This window comes from Streptomyces griseoloalbus (assembly GCA_014650015.1).
GTDB lineage: Bacteria > Actinomycetota > Actinomycetes > Streptomycetales > Streptomycetaceae > Streptomyces > Streptomyces griseoloalbus.
In genome coordinates this window covers 114371-135732 of record BMUD01000021.1, presented here as the reverse complement: position 1 = coordinate 135732, position 21362 = coordinate 114371, and the positions used below count along the sequence as shown (strand labels likewise).

General features: G+C 73.8%; 11 protein-coding genes. 7 read left to right on the top strand and 4 right to left on the bottom strand.

The features are described from left to right. From IE178_RS27370 to IE178_RS27355, 4 genes are all read right to left on the bottom strand, one after another. Window positions 1-800 (bottom strand): IS3 family transposase (locus tag IE178_RS27370; RefSeq protein ID WP_193514142.1); only part of this gene is annotated, 800 nt, incomplete at its 3' end. After that, window positions 797-1105, bottom strand: coding sequence for a transposase (locus tag IE178_RS27365; RefSeq protein WP_193514141.1), 309 nt, complete (start codon window positions 1103-1105; stop codon window positions 797-799). The genes IE178_RS27365 and IE178_RS27370, both read right to left, overlap by 4 nt. Before the next feature lie 781 nt (window positions 1106-1886). Then, on the bottom strand, window positions 1887-2642 hold the full coding sequence (locus tag IE178_RS27360) for a class I SAM-dependent methyltransferase (RefSeq protein ID WP_184765816.1): 756 nt from the start codon (window positions 2640-2642) through the stop codon (window positions 1887-1889). A 133-nt stretch (window positions 2643-2775) separates the two neighbouring features. Continuing rightward, a complete protein-coding gene (locus IE178_RS27355; RefSeq protein ID WP_193514140.1) occupies window positions 2776-3165 on the bottom strand; it encodes a hypothetical protein in 390 nt (129 codons plus the stop codon). Between the two features lie 460 nt (window positions 3166-3625). Here IE178_RS27355 and IE178_RS27350 point away from each other — a divergent pair, with 460 nt between their 5' ends. From IE178_RS27350 to IE178_RS27325, 7 genes are all read left to right on the top strand, one after another. Next, window positions 3626-4585 carry a LysR family transcriptional regulator gene (locus IE178_RS27350; RefSeq protein WP_184765734.1) on the top strand — a complete coding sequence of 320 codons (960 nt, stop codon included), beginning with the start codon at window positions 3626-3628 and terminating at the stop codon, window positions 4583-4585. Between the two features lie 80 nt (window positions 4586-4665). Further along, window positions 4666-5160: a pyridoxal-phosphate dependent enzyme gene (locus IE178_RS36260; protein WP_318280273.1), complete on the top strand. Its 495-nt coding sequence runs from the start codon at window positions 4666-4668 to the stop codon at window positions 5158-5160. Beyond that, window positions 5049-5801, top strand: a complete 753-nt coding sequence (locus IE178_RS27345) for a pyridoxal-phosphate dependent enzyme (protein ID WP_318280272.1) — start codon at window positions 5049-5051, stop codon at window positions 5799-5801. Before IE178_RS36260 ends, IE178_RS27345 begins: the two co-directional genes overlap by 112 nt. A gap of 70 nt (window positions 5802-5871) precedes the next feature. Continuing rightward, window positions 5872-6060 (top strand): hypothetical protein, encoded by a 189-nt coding sequence (locus tag IE178_RS27340; protein ID WP_193514139.1) that lies wholly within the window; start codon window positions 5872-5874, stop codon window positions 6058-6060. 279 nt (window positions 6061-6339) lie between these two features. Next, a complete protein-coding gene (locus IE178_RS27335; protein WP_193514138.1) occupies window positions 6340-12639 on the top strand; it encodes a non-ribosomal peptide synthetase in 6300 nt (2099 codons plus the stop codon). Window positions 12640-12803: 164 nt separating this feature from the next. Beyond that, entirely contained in the window at window positions 12804-20126 is a 7323-nt protein-coding gene (locus IE178_RS27330) for a non-ribosomal peptide synthetase (RefSeq protein ID WP_193514137.1), read from the top strand. Further along, complete coding sequence (locus IE178_RS27325; RefSeq protein ID WP_193514136.1) at window positions 20123-21352, top strand: cytochrome P450; 1230 nt, start codon at window positions 20123-20125, stop codon at window positions 21350-21352. Before IE178_RS27330 ends, IE178_RS27325 begins: the two co-directional genes overlap by 4 nt. Window positions 21353-21362: the final 10 nt, after the last annotated feature.

The following is a 21362-nucleotide window of genomic DNA, read 5'->3' as shown; positions in this document are numbered from 1 at the left end:
CGGGGGTTGTAGAAGCCGTCGAAGTACTCGAAGAGCGCGAGGTTGGCCTCGGCTCTGGTGTCGAAGGTTCTTCCGCGGAGGCACTCCGTCTTGACCAGCATCCACAGGTTCTCCGCCAGGGCATTGTCGTAGGAGTCGCCGACCGAGCCCATGGACGCCTGGATACCCGCTCTGACCAGGCGTGTTGTGAGCTTGATAGACGTATATTGCGTGCCGTGGTCGGCGTGGTGGACGAGTTCACCGGGGGCAACCTCGCGGCTGGCCAGCGCGTACTCCAGCGAGGTGAGGACCAGGTCGGCGTCCGCGCGGGCAGAGGTCTCCCAGGCCACGACTCGGCGGGAGAAGGCATCGCGGATCGCCGACAGCCACAGTGGTCCCTCCAAGGTTGGGATCATGGTGAGGTCGGTGACCCACAGCCGGTTCGGCGCGAGTGCCGTGAAGTCGCGTTGTACCAGGTCAGGAGCGAGTTCGGCGTCTGGGTCGCGGCGGGTGAAGCCCTTGCTTCTGCGGGGGCTGATCCCGGCGAGGCCGGCCTGGCGCATGAGCCGCTCGACCCGTTTGCGGCCGATGTGGACGCCCTCGCGTTTCAGGACGGCATGGATCCTGGGCGATCCGTAGATGCCGCCGGAGTCCTGGTGGATCTGCCGGATCTGTCCTGTCAGCTCGGTGTCCTGGCGGATCCTCTCGCAGGGCTCCTTCTCGGCCTGGCGCCAGCGGTAGTAGGTGGAGGAGGGGATGTGCAGTTCCCGCAGGACGGGCTCGACCCCCAGGTGCGGGTGCTCGTCGAGGAGCGCGGTCACCTGGGCCGGGTCGGGTCGAGCTGCGCGGCGAAAAAAGCCGAGGCCGTCCGCAGGACCTCGTTCGCCCGGCGCAGTTCCCGCACCTCGCGCCGCAGCTGGGCGAGCTCGTCCTTCTCATCTGTGGTGAGCAGGTCATCCCGCTCGCCGGCGTCGGCCTCGGCCTGCCGGATCCAGTTGCGCAGGGCTTCGTGATGCACACCGAGATCCTCGGCCATCCGGCGGATCACGGGCTTCGGCTCGGCGGTCCGGTACATCCGCACCGCACGCTCACGCAACTCCAGCGGGTACTTCCTCGGGGCAGGCATCGTCTGGGCTCCTCTCATGACACCCATCTGACCTGCTGTCACCTTTCCCCGCATCTCGGGGGAACCTCACAGTGACCTGCCGACAACCGATCACGATCAATCCCCCACATCAAAATGATCACGACTACCTGATCATAGCCACCGGCCCATGCCCCCAAGCGGCTTCCAGGTACGCCCCGGGGCTGCGCCGACCGCCGGCAGGCGTCCAGCGGCAAGTCACACGACGCCGGAGTGTCGGCGAAGCCGCCAGGCAGGAACATGAGGTGCCAACATGCAGCTCTCCATACGGCTGTCAACGCGGCTCGATGACCACGTCAAGCCTCGCTGACAAACCCCACCGAGCTGCGGGCAGCCAACCGCCCACGCAGCGGACGTCACCATCCGACCGTCATGGCCGACATGAGGTTGCCTGTCCATCTGACGGCCCGGGCACCGGAAGGCCTCGTGTATCTCGGCACCGGCACCGTGGCTCAGGCCGGAACGGAAGGGCGTCCCCGTCATGCCGAGCACGTTCTCACCGACTGCGTCTTTCGGCTCGACGCCCCCTTGAGCAGGCCCGACCTGGACCGTGTCCCCCCTCCCCTCCCTCCGCCGGTCCTCCCGGGCCTGGAGTGGCTGAGCAACATGCGCTACGCGGGCCGCCGTGTCCGCTCGCCGTAATGCACGCAGCATGACTCCTCGTCCGAGGCGTAGCGTTGACCGCCTGAACCCGCACCGATGAGAGGGCGCAAGCGTCCTGCGAGCAACCGCGCGGTCCTGCCAGGGACTGAGAGCCCGGTGTCTATACCTTGCTCGCGACCACCATGTAGTTCTCGGCCTCAAGATCGAACGTGCTCACTCTCGTCCGGAGTCCGACCCGGTGCAGCTCGACTTCGAGTTCCTCGTACCGGTAGGGCCAGCAGGACAGCAGTTCCGAGCGGACAAGAACCAGCCCAGTCGCATCAACTTGGGCGATCGCAATCTCGATGTGGTGCTCATCCTCCCAATGCGGCGCAATCTCCCAGCGGTAGACCACGACGGCATCGCGACCGTTTCGTCGGACGAGTCGGTCCCTGATGTCCAGCCGGGAACCTCTGGCCCTCACGAGTTCCCAGGTGCGGGATGTGAGCACCAAGCGCCCGCCAGGGCGCAGAAGCCGTGACATCGACTCCAGAGCAGCACCCCTGCCTGTCGCGCCCGCGGCATGGTGAAGCGAGTTGCCAACGCAGAACACCATGTCGAACGTGTCGTCCTCGAAATGATCGGGCAACTCTTCCCAGTTCGCCCGCACGGCCCGGACGGAGGCCCCGAACTCCTCAGACAGCTCTGCAGTCCGGCGAACCATCGCTTCGCTGGCGTCAGTCGCGACAACCTGCATGCCACGACCGGCGAGGCCAACCGCCAACTGTCCGGTTCCGCACGAACAGTCGAGGACGTGAGCGTTCGACGGCAGGAGACCGAGGACGTCATCGAACGACGCAGCGAACTCGGCGGGAGGCAACTTCGCATCCGAGATGAGCCATTCGTACACCTCGGCGAGCACGTCATATTCCGTCACAACCACGACCTCCGTCACACAGCAGACTCACGGCGGGACGTCAGCCCATCAGAGGAGCAAGCCGGGCACCAATGGTTTTCGCAAGGACAACCCGTCCGCCCATGCCGCGGATAGCGCGAGCTGATCCGCTCGGTCATTCGCCGTGTTCGGCGCTTGACTCCGAGGTCAGGGACGCCAGCCCCATCCCCTCGACACGGTCCGGCGCCCACCGCGTCCCGCCCGCACCCGGCCCAGCCGCGACGCGCTCCGGCTCCGGCTCCGGCTCCGGCTCCGGCTCCGGCTCCGGCTCCGGCTCCGGCTCCGGCTCCGGCTCCGGCTCCGGCTCCGGCTCCGGCTCCGGCTCCACGATGCCCGACGGCCGCCGTCCCCCGTCCGTCGCCTCGGCCCACTGCCCGAACACCACCTCGGCCGCCTCCAGCCGGCCCAGCTCGGCGTCGACCTCCGCCAGCTCCTTGCGCAGCAGCTCGGCCCGCTCAGTCAGTCGCGTCCGCCGCTCGATCGTCCACGTCAGCACGTCCACCATGCGCCTCCCTCCCGTCGCGGAACCTACGAGACGCCTCAAGCGGACCACCCCAGAACCCGCGAACCGGCCCGTGACGGACGATCACCTGCTAATGATCACGTCCTAGACCAGCACGAGCGAGTCAATCTCCACCCACGCCAGAGACCCGACCTGCGAGTTCAGGAGGAAACGATCTCAATGGGCGCCGACTACCTGGTGCTCCCCCACGAACCCACCACGCAACAGGTCCGGCTGCTCACCGAAAGACTGCACCTCGTGCCCCTGCGTCCTTCTGTCCCTGGTACCTCACCCGGTTCCATGTGGCCCCGGGGCTCGTCCCGCACGTCTCGGACCCAGCAGATGACGACAGCTTCAGTGTCCGGGCCGGCGCCATCCAGCGCAGCGCCCTCGCCCTGCTGGCCGATGCCGCTATCGAGTGGAACATCACTGCTGGTAGGTGCAGCCTCTTACCGGACGTAGCATGGCCGGCATGGAGCTGCGTCAAGTGCGGTACTTCGTGGCAGTCGCCGAAGAGCTCAACTTCGGCCGGGCGGCCGAACGGCTCCTGATCGCCGGCCCGTCCCTGTCCCAGCAGATCAAGGCGCTGGAACGGGATCTCGGCGTGCGGCTGTTCGACCGCGACCGCCGCTCGGTCTCGCTCACCACCGCCGGCGCCGCGCTGCTCCCGCATGCGCGTGCCTTGCTGGAACAGGCCGAGGGCTTTCAGCATCACGCCCGGCGGCTGTCCGGTTCGGAGCCGATCCGCCTCGGTTACGTCAACTGGCTCCCGGCGGACCTGCTCGCCCGCACTTCCGCCGTGGCCCAGGTCCACATCGACGCATGGGTGGCGCCCTCCCACACCCAGGCCATGCGGGTGGCCGACGGCAGCCTGGACCTCGCCGTGTGCTGGGTGCGGACGGCGGACCTGGAGGAGCTCGGCCTGCGCTGCCGGCTCGTCGGCGCCGACCGGCTCCACGCCGTCGCCCCCGGCGGCGACGCCGGCGACATTGCCGCCCGGGAGACCGTCGTCCTCGTGGACGAGGACACCACCTCCTGGTCGTCGTGGAACAGGTACGCCGGGCAACTGGCCCGAGACACAGGGGTACGCGCGATGCGCATCTCCGACAACGGCATCACCGGACCGGCGTTCTTCGACCACGTCCGCCGTACCGGCCGACCCGTCCTCAACTCCCCGAAGGGGCAGACCGCCTCGGTACCTCCCGATCTGGTCCGACGCCCCGTTGTCGCGCCCGAGATCTACTGGACGTGGTCGCTGGTGTGGCGCCGGAGCGACCTCCGCTCCGAGGTTCTGGGCGTGGTCGACGCCCTGTGCGACGGCGTGGGAGACCTGGGTACTGAAGGCCCTGACGCCTGGCTTCCCGCCGACGACCCGCACCGGCGTCCGGGGCCCGGTGCCGCTGCCCCGGCCGACCGGCGGTGAACGGCCGCACCTCGCACCTGTCAGGAAGCGGATCCGGCCGTGGAGACGTGCACGCCCCCCAGTCGTCACCGTCGCCCCCCATGTGCCCCAGGCGCGATGATGTGTTCGTGAACTCCGTGCACGACGACGCTCCGCGGCCGGTCCGCCTGGGCACCTGGCCCACCCCGTTGGAGCCCTTGCCCCGACTCGCCGAGGCACTCGGACTCGGGGCGGAGAACCTCTGGATCAAACGTGACGACCTCACCGGCCTGGGTGGCGGCGGCAACAAGATCCGAAAGCTCGAGTGGCTGTGCGGTGCGGCGCTGGCGGAAGGGGCCACGCACCTCGTGACGACCGGCGCGCCGCAGAGCAACCACGCCCGTCTGACCGCGGCCGCGGGGGCCCGTCTCGGCCTGGAGACCGTCGTCGTACTGGCGGGCACGCCCAGCGCGCCGGTCCGGGGCAAAACCTCACCCTGGACGCGTTGTTCGGCACCACCGTCGTATGGGCCGGCGACATCGAGGGCCCGGCCCTCACCGCCGCGGCCGAAGAGGTGGCCTCCCGGCTCCGGGCGGACGGCGCCGTGCCGGCAGTGATCCCGTTCGGCGGCTCGAGTGCGCTCGGCGCCCGAGGCTACGCCGACTGCGGCAGGGAACTCCTCGCCCAGGCTCCCGACCTGGACACCGTCGTCGTGGCCCTGGGCTCCGGCGGCACGATGGCCGGTCTCGTCCATGCGCTGGGTGCCGAGCGCGTCCTCGGGGTGCACTGCGGCGCCGTGCCCGACCCGGCCGGCACCGTGGCCGGGCTCCTCTCCGCGCTGTCCGGCTCCCCCATTCCGCCGGACGCCCTACGACTGCGCACGGACCAGGTCGGGGACGGCTACGGCGCGCTGACCGGGCCGGTGACGGCCGCCCTGAAGCGCACAGCGCGCACGGAAGGCATCGTGCTCGACCCCGTGTACACCGGAAGGGCCATGGCCGGCCTGTTCGCCGCCGTCGAGGACGGCGGCATCGTCCGCGGCAGGCGCACGGTCCTTCTCCATACGGGCGGCCTCCCCGGCCTCCCCGGCCTCTTCGGCCACGCGGCCGCGCTCGAGGCAGGCGCGGCGGAGCTCACCTCCCGCAGCCGGACGCTCCGAGAAGGGCTCAGCCTCCGTCCCGGCACATGTGCCGACCAGCGTGAGGGCGGACCGCCCGCTCTGCCGATCAGCGCAGCACCACACCGCATACGACCGTGAAGGGCTCGTACGGCCGGGACGAACGGTTCGGTCCTGGCTCTGGGTGCTCAGGGCCCTCCTCCCGTGCGCAGTGGGCGATCGCCCCACGACCGCAGACATCCGTCCGACCGACACCTCCGGCCATCCGGGCCGCTCCGCCGGCCGGGACACGGTCCTGGACCTGGGCGCGCACGCGTTCCTCGGCCTGGAGGCCGACCGGTGGGGGGACGCCGGCGGGGTGGAGATGGTGATCGGCGGCAACGCGTGTTCGGCGGGCTGAGCGGATCGGGGGTGCGGGCGCAAAGCCGGGGCGGTGCGGGTCCCGAGCCGCCTGCCGGGCAGTCGCCGGCGCCGACTGCCGGGCGAGTGGTGACGGGCGAGCGGAACAGCGACGGATGCCGGGGCTCACGCACCGTGCCCCGGGGGCCGGATTCCGTGGACACATCCGTGCCCGCGTCCACGACCGCAGCCGGCTCTGCTCGCGGTGCTGCGTCTTCTTCCCTATGGGCCCCGAACCGCCGGCGGCAGTCTGCTGCAAAACACCGTTTGGAGGCTCACAGTGACAGCAGGACCGGCCCACGACAAGGCTCCGCACGACGTCGGCTCCGACACGGCATCCTTCGCGCAGCGCCGCCTGTGGTTCCTGGACCAGCTGGCCGGTTCCTCCACCGGATCCATGCTTCCGCTGGTCCTGCGGCTGCGGGGCTCGCTGGACGTGGACCGGCTGGAGCGGTCGCTGTCCGGGATCGTGGCGCGGCACGAGGTGCTGCGCACCCGGTTCCTCGACGTAGGCGGGGAACCGGCCTTGGTGGTCGACCCGCCCGCGGGCGTGGAACTTGAGCGGGACGAGGCGGACGGGCCGGAGGAACTGTTCGCACGCCGGCTGGGACGCCCCGTCGACCTGTCGGCGCAGCACCCGGTGCGGGCCGTGCTCGCCCGCGTCGCGCCCGATGAGCACCTCCTGCTCGTCGAGGTGCACCACATCGCCGTGGACGGCTGGTCGTGGGGTGTCCTGCTGGACGAACTCGCCGCCGGCTACCGGGGCGAGCCGGTGGCCCCGCCCGCCCTGCGCCACGCCGACCTCGCCCGCGCCCAGTCCGAACGGCTGCGCGGCGAACGGCTGGAGCGACTCCTCGGCCACTGGCGCGAACGGCTGCGCGGTCTCACCCCGCTCGATCTGCCCACCGACCGGCCGCGTCCGCGGGTCTGGGACGGCTCCGGCGACGTGGTCCGCTTCGACCTGCCGGCCGACCTGGTCACCGCGGTCGACGCCCTCGCCCGCTCCCGGCGCGTCACCCGGTACACGCTTCTACTCACCGCCTACCAGGCGCTCCTCGGACACTGGGCGGGCCGTACCGACGTCGCCGTGTGCAGCACGCTCGCCGACCGAGCGCGGCGCGGCGCCGACAGGCTCATCGGCCCCCTCGTCAACACCGTCGTGCTCCGCGCCGACCTGTCCGGCGGGCTGGGTTTCGGCGCCCTGCTGGACCGGGCGCGCGGTCGGGTGCCGGTGGACCTCGCCCACGCCGAGGCCCCCTTCGACCTCGTCGTCGGCGCCCTCGGCGGCTCCCGGGACCTCTCCCGCCACCCGCTCGCCCAGGCCTCGTTCACCCTGCTCAACGCGCCGATCCAGCCGGTGCGGATGCCCGGCCTGGAGGTGACGCTGGTCGAGCCACCGCTCACCGAGACCCCGCTGGACGTCTTCCTGGACCTGACCCTGCGGACCGACGGCAGCGTCGCCGCCGTCCTGCAGTACGCCACCGCGCTCTTCGACGCCGCCACCATGCGGGCCTTCGCCGGCTCCTACACGGCCCTGCTCAGGGCCGTCCTGACCGACCCCGACACGCCTGTCCAGGACCTGCTGCGGGCCCTGTCCGACGGCCCCGCCGGCCGCGGCCGGCCCCGACCCGACTGGCACCGGGCACCCGACCGCCCGGCGGAGCCGGCGCCGCCGGTCGTCTTCCGCGGCGATCCCGGCGCCACCGCGCTGCGCTGCGGCGAGGACAGCGTCGACTACGCCCAACTCGACACCATGACCGGCTCACTGGCCGCGGCGCTGCGCGCCGCCGGGATCACCGCCGGCGACCCCGTGGGCGTGCTGCTGCGCCGCGGCCCGTGGTCGGTCGCCGCCATCGAGGGCGTCTGGCGGGCGGGGGGCGCCTACGTGCCCCTCGACCCGGAACTGCCCGCCGAGCGGCTGCGGTACATGGCCGAGGAGGCCCGGCTGGCCTGCGTGGTCACCGAACCCGCCACCGCCGACACCGCCGCACCGCTCGCACCGCTCGCACCGGTCACGGTGGACGTCGCCGCGCTCCCCCCGACGGCGGACGCCCCCCGCCACCGGCCGCACCCCCGCGAACTGGCCCACGTCATCTTCACCTCCGGCTCCACCGGCAGACCCAAGGCGGTCGGCGTCGAGCACGGCGCCCTCGCCTCGCACGTCGCCGCCGCCCGGCAGCGCTTCGGGATCACCTGCGCGGACCGGGTGCTGGCCTTCGCCTCCTTCGCCTTCGACGCCTCGCTGGACCAGGTGCTGCCCGCCCTCACCTCCGGCGCCACCGTCGTCATGCGGCCCGACGAGCCCTGGCTGCCCACGCAGGTGCCCGAGATCGTGCAGCGGTACGGCCTGACCGTCGTCAACGTGCCGCCCACCTACTGGTCGGAGCTCACGCTCTCCCTCGACCGGCGGCTGGCCGCCGCCCTGGGCTCCTTGCGGCTGCTCGTCCTCGGCGGGGAGGCCGTCCCGGCCGACACCCTCGCCGCCTGGCGCGCCGCCGTCCCCGGAGTGCGGGTCTGCAACGCCTACGGGCCCACCGAGACCACAGTCACCGCCACCACCCACGACGCCGACGACCCGCCGGGGGACACCGTGCCCATCGGCCGGCCCCTGGGCGACCGCCGCGTGTACGTCGTCGACGCCGAGGGCGAGCAGGTCCCGGTCGGTGTCGGGGGTGAACTCCTCATCGGCGGCACGGAGCTGGCCCGCGGCTACCTCGGGCGCCCCGCGCTCACCGCCGAGCGCTTCGTGCCCGACCCGTACGGGCCGCCCGGCGGCCGCCTCTACCGCACCGGCGACCTGGTGCGCTGGACGCCCGGCGGCGAGCTGGAGTTCCTCGGCCGCCGCGACGACCAGGTCAAGATCCGCGGCTTCCGGATCGAACTCGGCGAAGTGGAGACGGTGCTGCGGGCCTGCCCGCTGGTCGCCGCTGCCGCCGCCCGGCCCGACCGGGCCACCGGACGCGGCCTCACCGGCTACGTCGTACCCGCCCCGGACGCGCCCGCCGCGCCCGGCCGGGCCGAACTGCGCGCCTGGTGCGCCCGCTACCTGCCGCACTACGCCGTACCGTCCGAGTTCGTCGTCCTGGACGCCCTCCCGGTCGGCGTGTCCGGCAAGCTCGACCGCTCCGCCCTGCCCGACCCCGCGCACACCCGCGCCACCGACGATCCCGCGTACACCGCGCCCCGCGACGAGACCGAGCGGATCGTCGCCGAGGTGTGGGCCGACGTCCTCGGCCTGGACCGGATCGGCATCGACGACGGCTTCTTCGACCTGGGCGGCCACTCGCTGCTCGCCACCATGGCGGTCTCCCGGATCGCCCAGCGCCTCGGCCGCGAGATCGAACTGCGCACCGTCTTCGAGCACCCCACTGTCCGCGGTTTCGCTCCGCGGGTGGCGGCCGCCCGCGGCGGCGGCGCCGAGGTCGTCCCCGTCGACCGCACCAGGCCGCTGCCACTGTCCTTCGCGCAGGAACGCCTGTGGTTCCTGGACCGCACCTCCGACCACGGCGAGTCGTACCTGCTGTGGTATTGCTGGCGGGTGCGCGGAGGCCTGGAGCGTGCCGCGTGGCAGGCCGCCCTGGACGACCTGGCCGAACGGCACGAGGTATTGCGCACGGCCCTCGTCGAGATCGACGGCCGCCCCGTGCAGCAGGTCTGGGACCGGATCACGGTGCCCCTGCTCTGGGAGCGGGCACCGCAGGCCCCGGACGAGCAGGGCCGCCTGGAGGCCGTACGGAGCCTGGCCGCGTCGCACGCCACCCGCCGTTTCGACCTCGACCGGCCGCCGCTGCTGCGGGCCGGCGTGTGGGAGCTGGCCGACGACGACCACGTCGTCCTGCTCGCCTTCCACCACGCCGTCACCGACGGCTGGTCCAAGAACGTGCTGTTGGACGAACTCGGCCGGCACTACGCGGCCCGCCGGGCGGGCGGGCGCGCCTCGTCGGCACCGCTGCCCGTGCAGTACGGCGACTACGCCGTGTGGCAGCGCGACCGCGCCGACAGCGCCGCCCTGGATCCGCAGCTCGCCTACTGGGAGCGGGTCCTCGAGGACGCCCCCGTGCTGGAACTGCCCACGGACCGGCCGAGACCCCCCGCCTTCACCGGACGGGGCGGCGCGGTCGAGACCGTCCTGCCCCGCGCACTCGTCGACCGGGTCGACACCCTCGCCCGCGAGCGCGGCGTGACCCGCTTCATGGTGCTGCTGGCCGCCGCGCAGACGGTGCTGGCCCGCTGGACCGGACAGACCGACATCTGTGTGGGCACGCCCGTCGCCGGACGCGGGCGGCTCGAACTGGAGCCGCTGGTCGGCTTCTTCGTCAACACGGTCGTCCTGCGCACCGACCTGTCCGGGCGGCCCTCCTTCGGCGCCCTCGTGGACCGGGTGCGCGACGTCGTCCTCGGCGCGTTCGACCACCAGGAGGTGCCGTTCGAGCAGGTCGTGGAGCGGCTGCGCCCGGAACGCGACCTGTCCCGCAACCCGCTGTTCCAGGCCATGGTCGACGTGCAGGAGTCCTCGGCGGCCGGCATCGGCCTGCCCGGCCTGGAGACGGCCGACTTCGCGCTGCCCTGGGGGTCGGCCAAGTTCGACCTGACCGCCACCTTCGTGATCCGGCCGGACCGTTTCGCGCTCAACGTCGAGTACGCCGCGGATCTGTTCGACCCGGACACCGCGACCCGGTTCGCCCACCACGTCGGCCGTGTCCTCGATGCCCTGCTGGCCGATCCCGCCACGCGGGCCGACGAGGTAGCCCTGCTCTCGGCGGACGAGCGGCGGCACCTCGTCGCGGGCGCCGGACGGGACGCGCGGCCCGCGGCGCCGTTCGAGGTGACGGGCCCGCCGCACGCCCCGGCCGTCGTCTGCGAGGACACGACCCTCGACCACGCCCGCCTGGACGCCCTCACCGGCGGGCTGGCCGCGGCCCTGGTCCGCGCGGGCACGGTCCCGGGCGACGCCGTGGGCGTGTGCGTCGGCCGCGGCGTGTGGTCCGTGGCGGCGATGCTCGCCGTCTGGCGGGCGGGCGGCGTCTACGTCCCGCTCGACCCCCGCCTGCCCGAGGAGCGGTTGCGGTACATGTGCGAGGAGGCCGCGGTACGGCACCTGGTGTGCGACGCGCGCACCCGGGACCGCGCCGCCGCCCTCGGGACCGGCACCGTCGACGTCGGCGACGTCCTCCCCGACCCCGCCGGGCCCCGCCACACCCCCCGCCGCGACGACCTCGCCTACGTCATCTTCACCTCCGGCTCCACCGGCCGCCCCAAGGCCGTCGGCGTCGAGCACCACGCCCTGGACGCCCATGTCGCCACCGCTCGCGCAACATTCGGGCTGACCGCGCGGGACCGGGTGCTCACCTTCGCCTCCACGTCCTTCGACGCCTCGCTCGAGCAGATCCTGCCCGCACTGAGCACCGGGGCGACGGTGCTGGTGCGCCCCGACGAGGTCTGGACGCCGGAGGAACTGGCCGCGTACGTCGCCGCCGAGCGGGTGACGGTCATGGAGCTGACCCCCTCCTACTGGACGGAACTGGTGGCCCGCCTGGACACGCTGGCCCCCCGGCTGGCCTCCCTGCGGCTGCTGGTGACCGGCGGGGAGGCGCTGCCCGCCGACCCTCTGGCGCGCTGGTTCGCCCATCTGCCCGGCGTGCCCGTGGTCAACACCTACGGCCCCACCGAGACGGTGATCTCCGCCACCGCGCACCGAGTCGCCTCGGTCCCGGCCGGCCGGGTGCCCATCGGCCGGCCCCTGGGCAGCCGCCGCGCCTACGTGATCGACCCGCTCGACGAACCCGTACCGGCCGGTGTGCCCGGCGAACTCGTCCTCGGCGGACCCGAGATGGCCCGCGGCTACCTCGGGCGGCCCGCCCTCACCGCCGAGCGGTTCGTCCCCGACCCGTTCGGCACGCCCGGCGGCCGCCTCTACCGCACCGGCGACGTCGTACGCCGACTGCCCGACGGTGAACTGGAGTTCCTCGGCCGCAACGACGACCAGGTCAAGATCCGCGGCTTCCGCGTCGAACCGGGAGAGGCCGAAGCGGTGTTGCGCGCGCACCCCGGGGTGCGCGGCGCGGCCGTCGTGGTGCGCACCCTGAACGGCGAGACGGCCCTCGTCGGCTACGCCGCGGGCGGCGGACTGTCCGAGGAGTCCCTGCGCACCCACTGCCGGGCCCGTCTGCCCCACTACCTCGTCCCGTCCGCGTTCGTCCTCCTGGACGCCCTGCCCCTGACCGTGCAGGGCAAGCTGGACACCGCCGCCCTGCCCGAGCCCGAGGCGTCCGCGCCGCACGCCGACGTCGCACCGCGCACCCCGGCCGAGACGGTCGTGGCGCAGATCTGGTGCGAGGTGCTCGACCTGCCGAAGGTCGGCGTCCACGACGACTTCTTCGCCCTGGGCGGCCACTCCCTGCGCGCGGTCGCGGTCGCCTCCCGGCTGCGGACCGCTTTCGACTGCCCGCTCCAGGTCCGCGACCTGTTCGAGAACCCCACCGTCGAGCGGCTCGCCGCCGAGGTGGAGCGGCGCCTGCTGGAGCTCATCTCGCAGATGAGCGACGACGAGATCGACCTGTCCCTCACGGCCGACTTCTGACACCCGACCGTCCGCCCCCGCCGCCCGGCGGCCATCGTCCCGGCGGTGGCCGCCCGGCACCCACCGTCCGGGCCCCACCGCGGCCGTCGGGACGACGGACCACCGCCCGACGACCGCCCCCCACCGATTTCCTCCCCCTCCCGAACCGAGATCGGAGCGCCCCCATGACCACACCCGATGTGCGTCCCGGCCCCGCCACCACCGGCGGCGCCCTCTCCACGGCCGCCCGGCGCCTGCTGGAACAGCGGCTGCGCGGCCGGGCCGCCGCCCGGGACACCGGCCCGGCCCGGGTCCGGCCGCGCCCGGAGCGGATCCCGCTGTCCGCGGCCCAGCAGCGCCTGTACTTCCTGGACCGGCTCGACCCCGGCGCGCCGACCTACCTGCTCCCCGCCGCCTGGCGGCTGACCGGCCCGCTCGACGTGCCGGCCCTCATCGCGGCCGTCGCCGACCTGGCCGCCCGGCACGAGCAGCTGCGTGTGGTCTTCCCCGAGCACGAGGGCGTTCCCCACCAACGGATCCTGCCCGTGGGCGACACGGTCCTGGACGTGACCGAGGTGACCGGCGAGGACGCCGGGGACCGCGAACGCCGGCTGGCCGCCGCCGTGCACGCGGCCGCCCTGCGCCCCTTCGACCTCGCCCGCGAACCCGCCTTCCGGACCACCCTCGTACGCGCCGCCGCCGAGGATCACGTCCTGGTCCTGGGCATGCACCACATCGTCTCCGACGGCTGGTCCCTCGACCTCCTCGTCCGCGACCTGGCCGAGCTGTACCGCGCCAGAACGCGCGGACGCGCCCCGGAGCTGCCCGAACTGCCGCTGGACTACAGCGACTACGCGATCTGGCAGCGCGAGAGCGACCAGTCCGCCGCGCTGGAGCACTGGCGCACCCGTCTGGCCGGGCTCACCCCGCTGGAGCTGCCGGCCGACCACCCCCGTCCGGAGGCCCCCTCCGGACGGGGGGCCGTCCACCGCGTCACCCTGCCGCCCGCCCTCACCCGCGCGGTCGCCGCACTGGGCCACCGCGCGGGCACCACCCCCTACATGACCGTGCTGGCCGCCTTCCAGGCCGCACTCGCCTTCCACACCGGGCAGCACGACATCGCCGTCGGCACCGTCGTGGCCAACCGGGAACGCGTCGAGACCGAGCAGCTCGTCGGCTTCTTCGCCAACACCCTCGTGCTGCGCGGCGATCTCTCCGACGCCCCGACCCCGGCCACCTTGCTCGCCCGTACCCGGGACCGGGTCCTGGAGGCCTTCCAGCACCAGTCCCTGCCGTTCGAGCGGGTCGTCGACGCGCTCAGCCCCGACCGCGACCTGGCCCGCAACCCGCTGGTGCAGGTGCTCTACACGCAGTCCGGCGCCGCCGCGCCCGGCTTCGCCCTCGGCGGGGCGACCGGGACGCCGTACCCGATCGGCCTGACCACCGCCAAGTTCGACCTCACCCTGGACCTGCGCGACGGCGCGGACCGCACCGAGCTGGCCTTCGTCTACCGGCCCGACCTCTTCGAGGAGGCCACGGTCGCCTCCCTCGCCCGGCACACCGTCACCCTGCTCGAGGCCTTCTGCGCCACCCCCGACACCCCGCTCAGCGGCATCGACCCGCTCACTCCCGCCGAACGCGGCCACCTCCTCGGTGCCGACGGCCCCGCCAACACCGGCGCCGCCGTCGGCACCGACCCGCGGACCGCGCCCGACCGGTTCGCCGAGCACGCGGCCCGCACCCCGCACGCCGTCGCCGTCAGCGGCTCCGGCCGCTCCCTGACCTACGCCCGGCTCGACGCCCGCGCCTCCGCGCTGGCGCGGCGGCTGCGCGCGGCCGGAGTGGCCCGCGGCTCGCTCGTCGGCGTCTGCCTCGACCGCACCCCCGACCTGGCGGCCGCCCTCCTCGGCATCTGGCGGGCCGGCGCCGCCTACCTCCCGCTCGACCCCTCCCACCCGCGGGCCCGGCGCGAGTTCACCGTCACCGACGCCGGCGTCGACTGGATCGTCACCGACACCGCCACGCGCACCGCCGTCGACTCCCTGCCCGCCCGGCTCGTGCTGCTCGACTCCGACGGGGAGCACACTCCCGAGGGGGAGCACACCCCCGACGGGGGCGGCGACATCCGACCGGCCCCCGACGACCTCGCCTACGTCATCTACACCTCCGGCTCCACCGGCCGGCCCAAGGGCGTGGAGGTCACCCACGCCAACCTGGCCTGGCTGCTCGCCGCCGCCGACCACCACTTCGACTTCGGCCCCGCCGACGTGTGGACGCTGATGCACTCGCCGGCCTTCGACTTCTCCGTGTGGGAACTGTGGGCACCGCTCACCGGCGGCGGACGCGTCGTCGTGCTCGGCGCGGACGAGGTGCGCGACCCGGCGGCCGTGCACCGCGTGCTGCGCGAGGAGCGCGTCACCGTCCTCAACCAGACCCCCGCCGCCTTCAAGGGCCTGCGCGCCCACCTCGGGGACGCCGGAGCCGGCTTCGACGACCTGGCCCTGCGCACGGTGATCTTCGGCGGCGACGCCTTCGACGTGCGCGACTACCGCGACTGGTTCGCCACCCCCGGGCGCCGTCCCGCCCTGGTGAACATGTACGGCATCACCGAGACCTGCGTGCACGTCACGATCCACACCGTGACCGAGGACGACGTCCGCGGCACGGTCCGCTCGCCGATCGGACGACCGCTGGCCGGACAGCACGGATACGTCCTCGACCCCTGGGGCCGGCTCGTCCCGCCCGGCGCCGTCGGCGAGCTGTACGTCTCCGGCGGCGGCGTCGCCCGCGGCTACCGCAACCGGCCCGAGCTGACCGCCGAACGCTTCCTGGACGACCCCTTCGGCGCCGTCGGCGCCCGCATGTACCGCACCGGCGACCTGGTGCGCGTGCTGCCCGACGGCCGGCTGGCCTACGTGGGCCGCGCCGACCATCAGGTGAAGATCCGCGGGTACCGGATCGAGCCCGGCGAGATCGAGACCGCGCTGCGCGCCCTGCCCGGCGTCCGGGACGTCGCCGTGGTGGCCCGCGCCGACGGCGGCACGGCGCGGCTGGTCGCGCACGTCGTCACGCCCGAGGCCCGCCCGCTCGATCCGCCCGCCCTGCGCGAGGGGCTGCGGCTGAGCCTGCCCGACTACATGGTCCCGGCCCTGTTCGTCCGCCACGAGCGGCTGCCGCTGACCGCCAACGGCAAGGTGGACCGCGCCGCGCTGACCGCCGTGCACGCCGGAGCCGCCGGGCACCGCGCCCACGTGCCGCCCGAGGGGCCGGTCGAGCGGACCCTGGCCGGGGTGTGGAGCCAGGTCCTCGGCACCGAACACGTCGGCCGCGGCGACAACTTCTTCGACCTCGGCGGCGACTCCATCCTCGCCCTGCGCCTGGTCGGCCTGGGCCGCCTCGCCGGGCTCGCCTTCACCGTCGCCGACGTCTTCCGCGCCCGCACCCTGGCCGACCTGGCCGCGGTCGTCACCGACGCGGTCGACGCCCCGGAGCCCGTCGCCCCGTTCTCCCAGCTGGACCCCGCCGACGCCGGCCGGCTGCCGGACCACCTCGCCGACGCCTACCCGCTCACCATGCTCCAGGCGGGCATGCTGCACGAGATGCTCGCCGACCCCCGGCGCGGCGCCTACCACAACGTCACCGACCTGAAGATCACTGTTCCCGAGGGCTTCGACCTCGACGTCTTCCAGGCCGCCGTGGACGCGGTGGTCGCCGGCCACCCCATCCTGCGCACCTCCGTCGACCTCGTCTCCTACCGCGAGCCCCTCCAGCTCGTCCACCGCACCGCCCATCTGCCCGTTGGCTACACCGACCTGCGCGGGCTGCCGCGCGAGGAGCAGCGGGCGCGGCTGCGCCGCTTCGTCGACGAGGAGTTCGACCGCCGCTTCGACCTGGCCGCCGCCCCCCTGGTCCGCATCCACCTGCACCACATCACCGACCACGACCTGCGGCTCGTCCTCACCGACTGCCACGTCGTCCTGGACGGCTGGAGTCTGACCTCCCTCGTCGCCGACCTGCTCGCCCTGCACCGGGAGGCCGTCGCCCACCGCGCCGCCCCGCAGCCGCCGAACGCGCCGGCGTTCGCCGAGTACGTCGCCCTGGAACGCGCCGCGCTGGGAAGCGAGGAGTCACTGGCGTACTGGCGCGACCGGCTCGCCGAGCTGCGGCCGGTCACCTTCCGCCGCCGCACCGACGGCGCCGCCGAGGACCACCCGCCGGTCCACGAGGTCCGCCGCTCCTACGCCCACCTCGCCGAACGCATCGGCCGGCTCGCCAGGGAAGCGGGCGTGCCGCGCCGCACCGTGCTCATCGCCGCCTTCCACCACACCATGAGCCTGTTCGCCGGCCGCGACGACGACGTCCTCGGCCACAGCATCGGCCTGGTCACCAACGGCCGTCCCGAACTGCCCGGCGCCGACCGGATGCGCGGGCTGTTCCTCAACACCGTGCCGTTCGGGGTGGCCCGCCCGCGCGGCACCTGGCTCGCCTACCTGCGGGACGTCTTCCGGGCCGAGCAGGGCATGCTGCCGCACCGCAGGGTTCCCCTGGTCCGCATCGCCGAACTCCGGCCGACCGAACCGCGGCTGACCGACGCCGTCTTCAACTACGTCAACTTCCACCGTCTCTCCCACGACTCCTGGGACGACTCCCTGGAGATCGCCCGCACCATGTTCCCGCTGCTGGTCAACGCCAGTGTCAACGCCTTCACCCTCGACGCCGACCCGCAGTACGTCGCCCCCGCCACCGCCGAGCAACTGGCCGACGTGTACTGCGCCCAGCTGGAGGCCATGACCGCCGACCCCGACGGCCGCGTCACCCGGCCCGCCCTCACCGGCGCCGCCCGCGCCACCGCCCTCGACGACTGGGCCCGCGGTCCCGTCGTCCCGTCCTCCCCGCTGCTCCTGCACGAGCACATCGCCGGCCACGCCACCCGCACCCCGGACGCGACCGCCGTCGAGCACCTCGGGCAGCGGCTCACCTACGCCGAACTGAACGAGCAGGCCGAGCAGTTGGCGCGCCGGCTGCGGCGGCTCGGCGTGGGCCCCGAGACGGTGGTCGGCATCTGCGCCGAACGCGGCCCGGACCTGGTGCGCGCCGCCGTCGGCGTGCTGCGCTCCGGCGGCGCGTTCCTGCCGCTGGACCCGCAACACCCCACCGAACGTCTCGCGTTCATGGCGCAGGACAGCGGCATGCGCGTGCTGCTGACCCAGCGGCCCCTGGCCGGCACGGTGCCCTTCGACGGGCCGGTCGTCCACCTCGACGCCCCCTCGGAACACCAGGAGCCCGTGCCGGGCGGCCCACAGGCCGACGCCGACACCCTCGCCTACATCATCTACACCTCGGGTTCCACCGGCATCCCCAAGGGCGTCGCCATCCCGCACCGCGGCCTGTCCAACATGCTCGAGGGCCAGCGCGACCTGGTGGACCCCACCCCCGAGGACCGCGTCCTGCAGTTCGCCTCCTTCGGCTTCGACGCCTCGATCCTGGAACTGACCTGGTCCCTCTCCAACGGCGGCTGCCTGGTCACCGCCCCCAGGGACGACCTGCGCCCCGGTCCCGACCTCGCGCGCACCCTGCGCGAGACGCGCGTCACCGCCGCCATGCTGCCGCCGAGCGCCCTCGCCGTCCTCGGCGAGGACGCCTTCCCCGGCCTCAAGGTGCTCCAGGTCGCCGGCGAGGCCTGCCCGGCCGAACTCGCCGACCTGTGGTCGCGCGGCCGTCGCTTCCACAACATCTACGGGCTCACCGAGACCTCCGTGTGGTCCCTCGCCGCCGAGCTGAGCCCCGGGCAGGGACGTCCGCCCGTCGGCACCCCGATGCGCAACACGCGGGTCCACGTCCTGGACGACGACCTCCAGCCGGTCCCGGCCGGCGTGCCCGGCGAGATCCACCTCGGCGGAGACGCCGTCGGCCGCGGCTACCTGGGCCGGCCCGCCCTGACCGCCGCCACCTACGTCCCCGACCCGTACGGGGCCCCCGGCGACCGCCTGTGCCGCACCGGCGACCTCGGCACGCACCGGCCGGACGGCTCCGTGGAGTGGCTGGGCCGCCGCGACTCCCAGGTCAAACTGCGCGGATTCCGCATCGAGCTCGGGGAGATCGAACACGCCCTCAGGCAACTCCCCGAGGTCCGGCAGGCGGTGGTCCTGCACCGCACCGACCTGCCCGGCGAACCGGCCCTCGTCGCCTACCTCGTCGTCTTCGGAGCACACCGGCCCGCGCCCGAGGAACTGCGCGGCGCCCTGCGGGCCTTTCTGCCCGGGTACATGGTGCCCGCACGGTTCGTCGTCCTCGACGAGATGCCGGTCAACCGCAGCGGCAAGATCGACAAGCGGGCGCTGCCCCTGCCGCCGGCCGAACTCGACCGCACGGACACCGAGTACGTCGCCCCGTCCGGTGCCGCCGAGAAGATCCTCGCCGAGATCTGGCGCGAGGTCCTCGGCCTGTCCCGGATCGGCGTCCACGACGACTTCTTCCGCATCGGCGGCAGCTCCCTGTCCACCGTCCGCGTCTCCCTCATGGCCGCCGCGCGCGGCCTGCCGGTCTCCGTCGGCGACCTGATCGAGCACCCCACCATCGCCCGGCTCGCCCGGCACGCCGTCCGGGCGGCGGGCGAGGGCCTGCCCGCCGCCGTCACCTCCGAGGTGCGGCTGCGTGAGGGCACCGGGGAGCCCTTGTGGTGCGTGCACCCCACCGGCGGCAGCGCCGCCTGGTTCGTCCCGCTCGCCCGCGCCCTGCCGCCCGGCCGCCCCGTGCACGCCTTCCAGGCGCGCGGCCTGCTCGGCGGCACCGATCCGAGCACCGTGACCGGCATCGCCGCCAACTACGTCGGGGAGATCACCGAACGCGGCGGCACCGGCCCGCACGCCCTGCTCGGCTGGTCCATGGGCGCCAACATCGCCCTGGAGATGGCCACCCAGCTCGACCGGGCCGGGCACACCGTCGCCCCGCTGGTCCTCATCGAGCCCTACCTGCCCAACACCGCCGCCCGTGCCCGGCTCCTGGGCGTCACCCGGGACCTGCGCGAGGCCCTGCGCCTGCGTGACCGGCTGCGCGACCTGCCGCCCTCCCCGCGGCGCGACCGGGCCACCGCCGAACTCACCGCCACCCTGCTCGGAGCCGGCATGAGCCCGTCCGAGGCCGCCCTCGTCGAGGACGCCCCGATCGAGGTGTGGCACTCGCTGCTCGCCGCCCTCGCCGCGTACGAGGTCCGCCCCTACCCCGGTCATGTGCACCTGGTGGTGGGCAGCGAGGCCGCGGGGCTGCCGCGCGGCCGCACCATGCCCGGCCTGGACGTCGACTACGACACCTACGTCGCCCGCTGGCGGGAGGTGGCCGGCGGCGGGCTCACGCTGCACGTCAGCGACGGCGACCACATGTCGATGATGGCCGAGCCCAGGGTGCGCGGCATCGCCGGCCTGCTCACCGGCATCGGGCACGCCGGCACCGCGGAGGCCGCCGGACCCGGCGCCACCACCGGGCTCACCGGGACGGGAGAGAACCGATGACCACCCACACCTCCGTCCTCACCGAGCGCTACCTGCTCTCCCCGGACATGATCGCCGATCCCTACGACCACCTCGACGCCCTGCGCGACCACGCGCCCGTCCACTGGAGCCCCCTGCACCACGCCTGGCTCGTCACCGGCTACGACCAGGTGATGCGCTGCCTGCGCGACCCCGCGGTCTCCGCCGACCGGGTGCGGCCCCTGATGGACGCCGTCCCGCAGGGCGCCCGCGAGGACGCCGAACGGGCCTTCGGGATCCTCTCGCGCTGGATGGTCTTCAACGACCCGCCCCAGCACCGCAGGCTCCGCCAGGTCTTCCAGGAGTCGTTCTCCGCGCGTGCCGTGGCCCGCTACCGCGCCTTCACCGAGAAGGCGACCCGGGCCGTCCTCGCCCGCAGGGCGACGCCCGGCCGCACCGGCGACCTCCTGGCCGACGTCGCCAAACCGCTGCCCGCCCTGGTGTTCGCCCGCTGGCTCGGCATCCCGCCCACCGACGGGCCCTCCTTCTGGTACTGGAACACCCGCGTCGCCGACCTCGTCCTCGGCACCGCCCAGGAGGAGAGCGAGTACCGGGCCTCCCTCCAGGCGCTGGTGAGCCTCGACGACTACCTCGGCGCCCTCGTCGCCCGGCGCCGCGCCGAACCGGGTGACGACCTGATCAGCCAGGTGCTCCGGGAGGGCCGGGTCGGCGACTCGGTCACCGAGGAGGAGTTCGTCGGGATGCTCACCCAGATGGCGTTCGCCGGCGGGGAGACCACCAGCAACCTCATCGCCAACACCGTCCTGGCCCTGCACACCCGCCCCGACCAGCTGGCCGCCGTCCGGGCCGAACCCGACCTGGCGCAGGGGGCGGTGGAGGAGACCCTGCGCCTGGACGGCCCGTCCAAGATGTCCATCCGCACCGCCGCACGCGACCTCGACCTCGACGGCCGCACCCTGCGCGCCGGGGACCGCATCTTCCTCGTCACCGCCGCCGCCAACCGCGACCCGGCCCGCTTCCCCGACCCCGGCCGGTTCGACGTCCGCCGCTCCGGCGCCACCCATCTCGGATTCGGCTTCGGCGCCCACTTCTGCATCGGCGCCGCCCTGGCCCGCCTGGTCGCCGTGGCCGCCGTCCGCACGCTGGTGTGCGACCACACCGGTCTGATCCTCGCCGACCCCGGCCGGCCGGCCTGGCAGCCCTCCCTGCTCAACCGGGGCCTCACCGCCCTGCCCGTCCGCTACTGACCGGACCCCG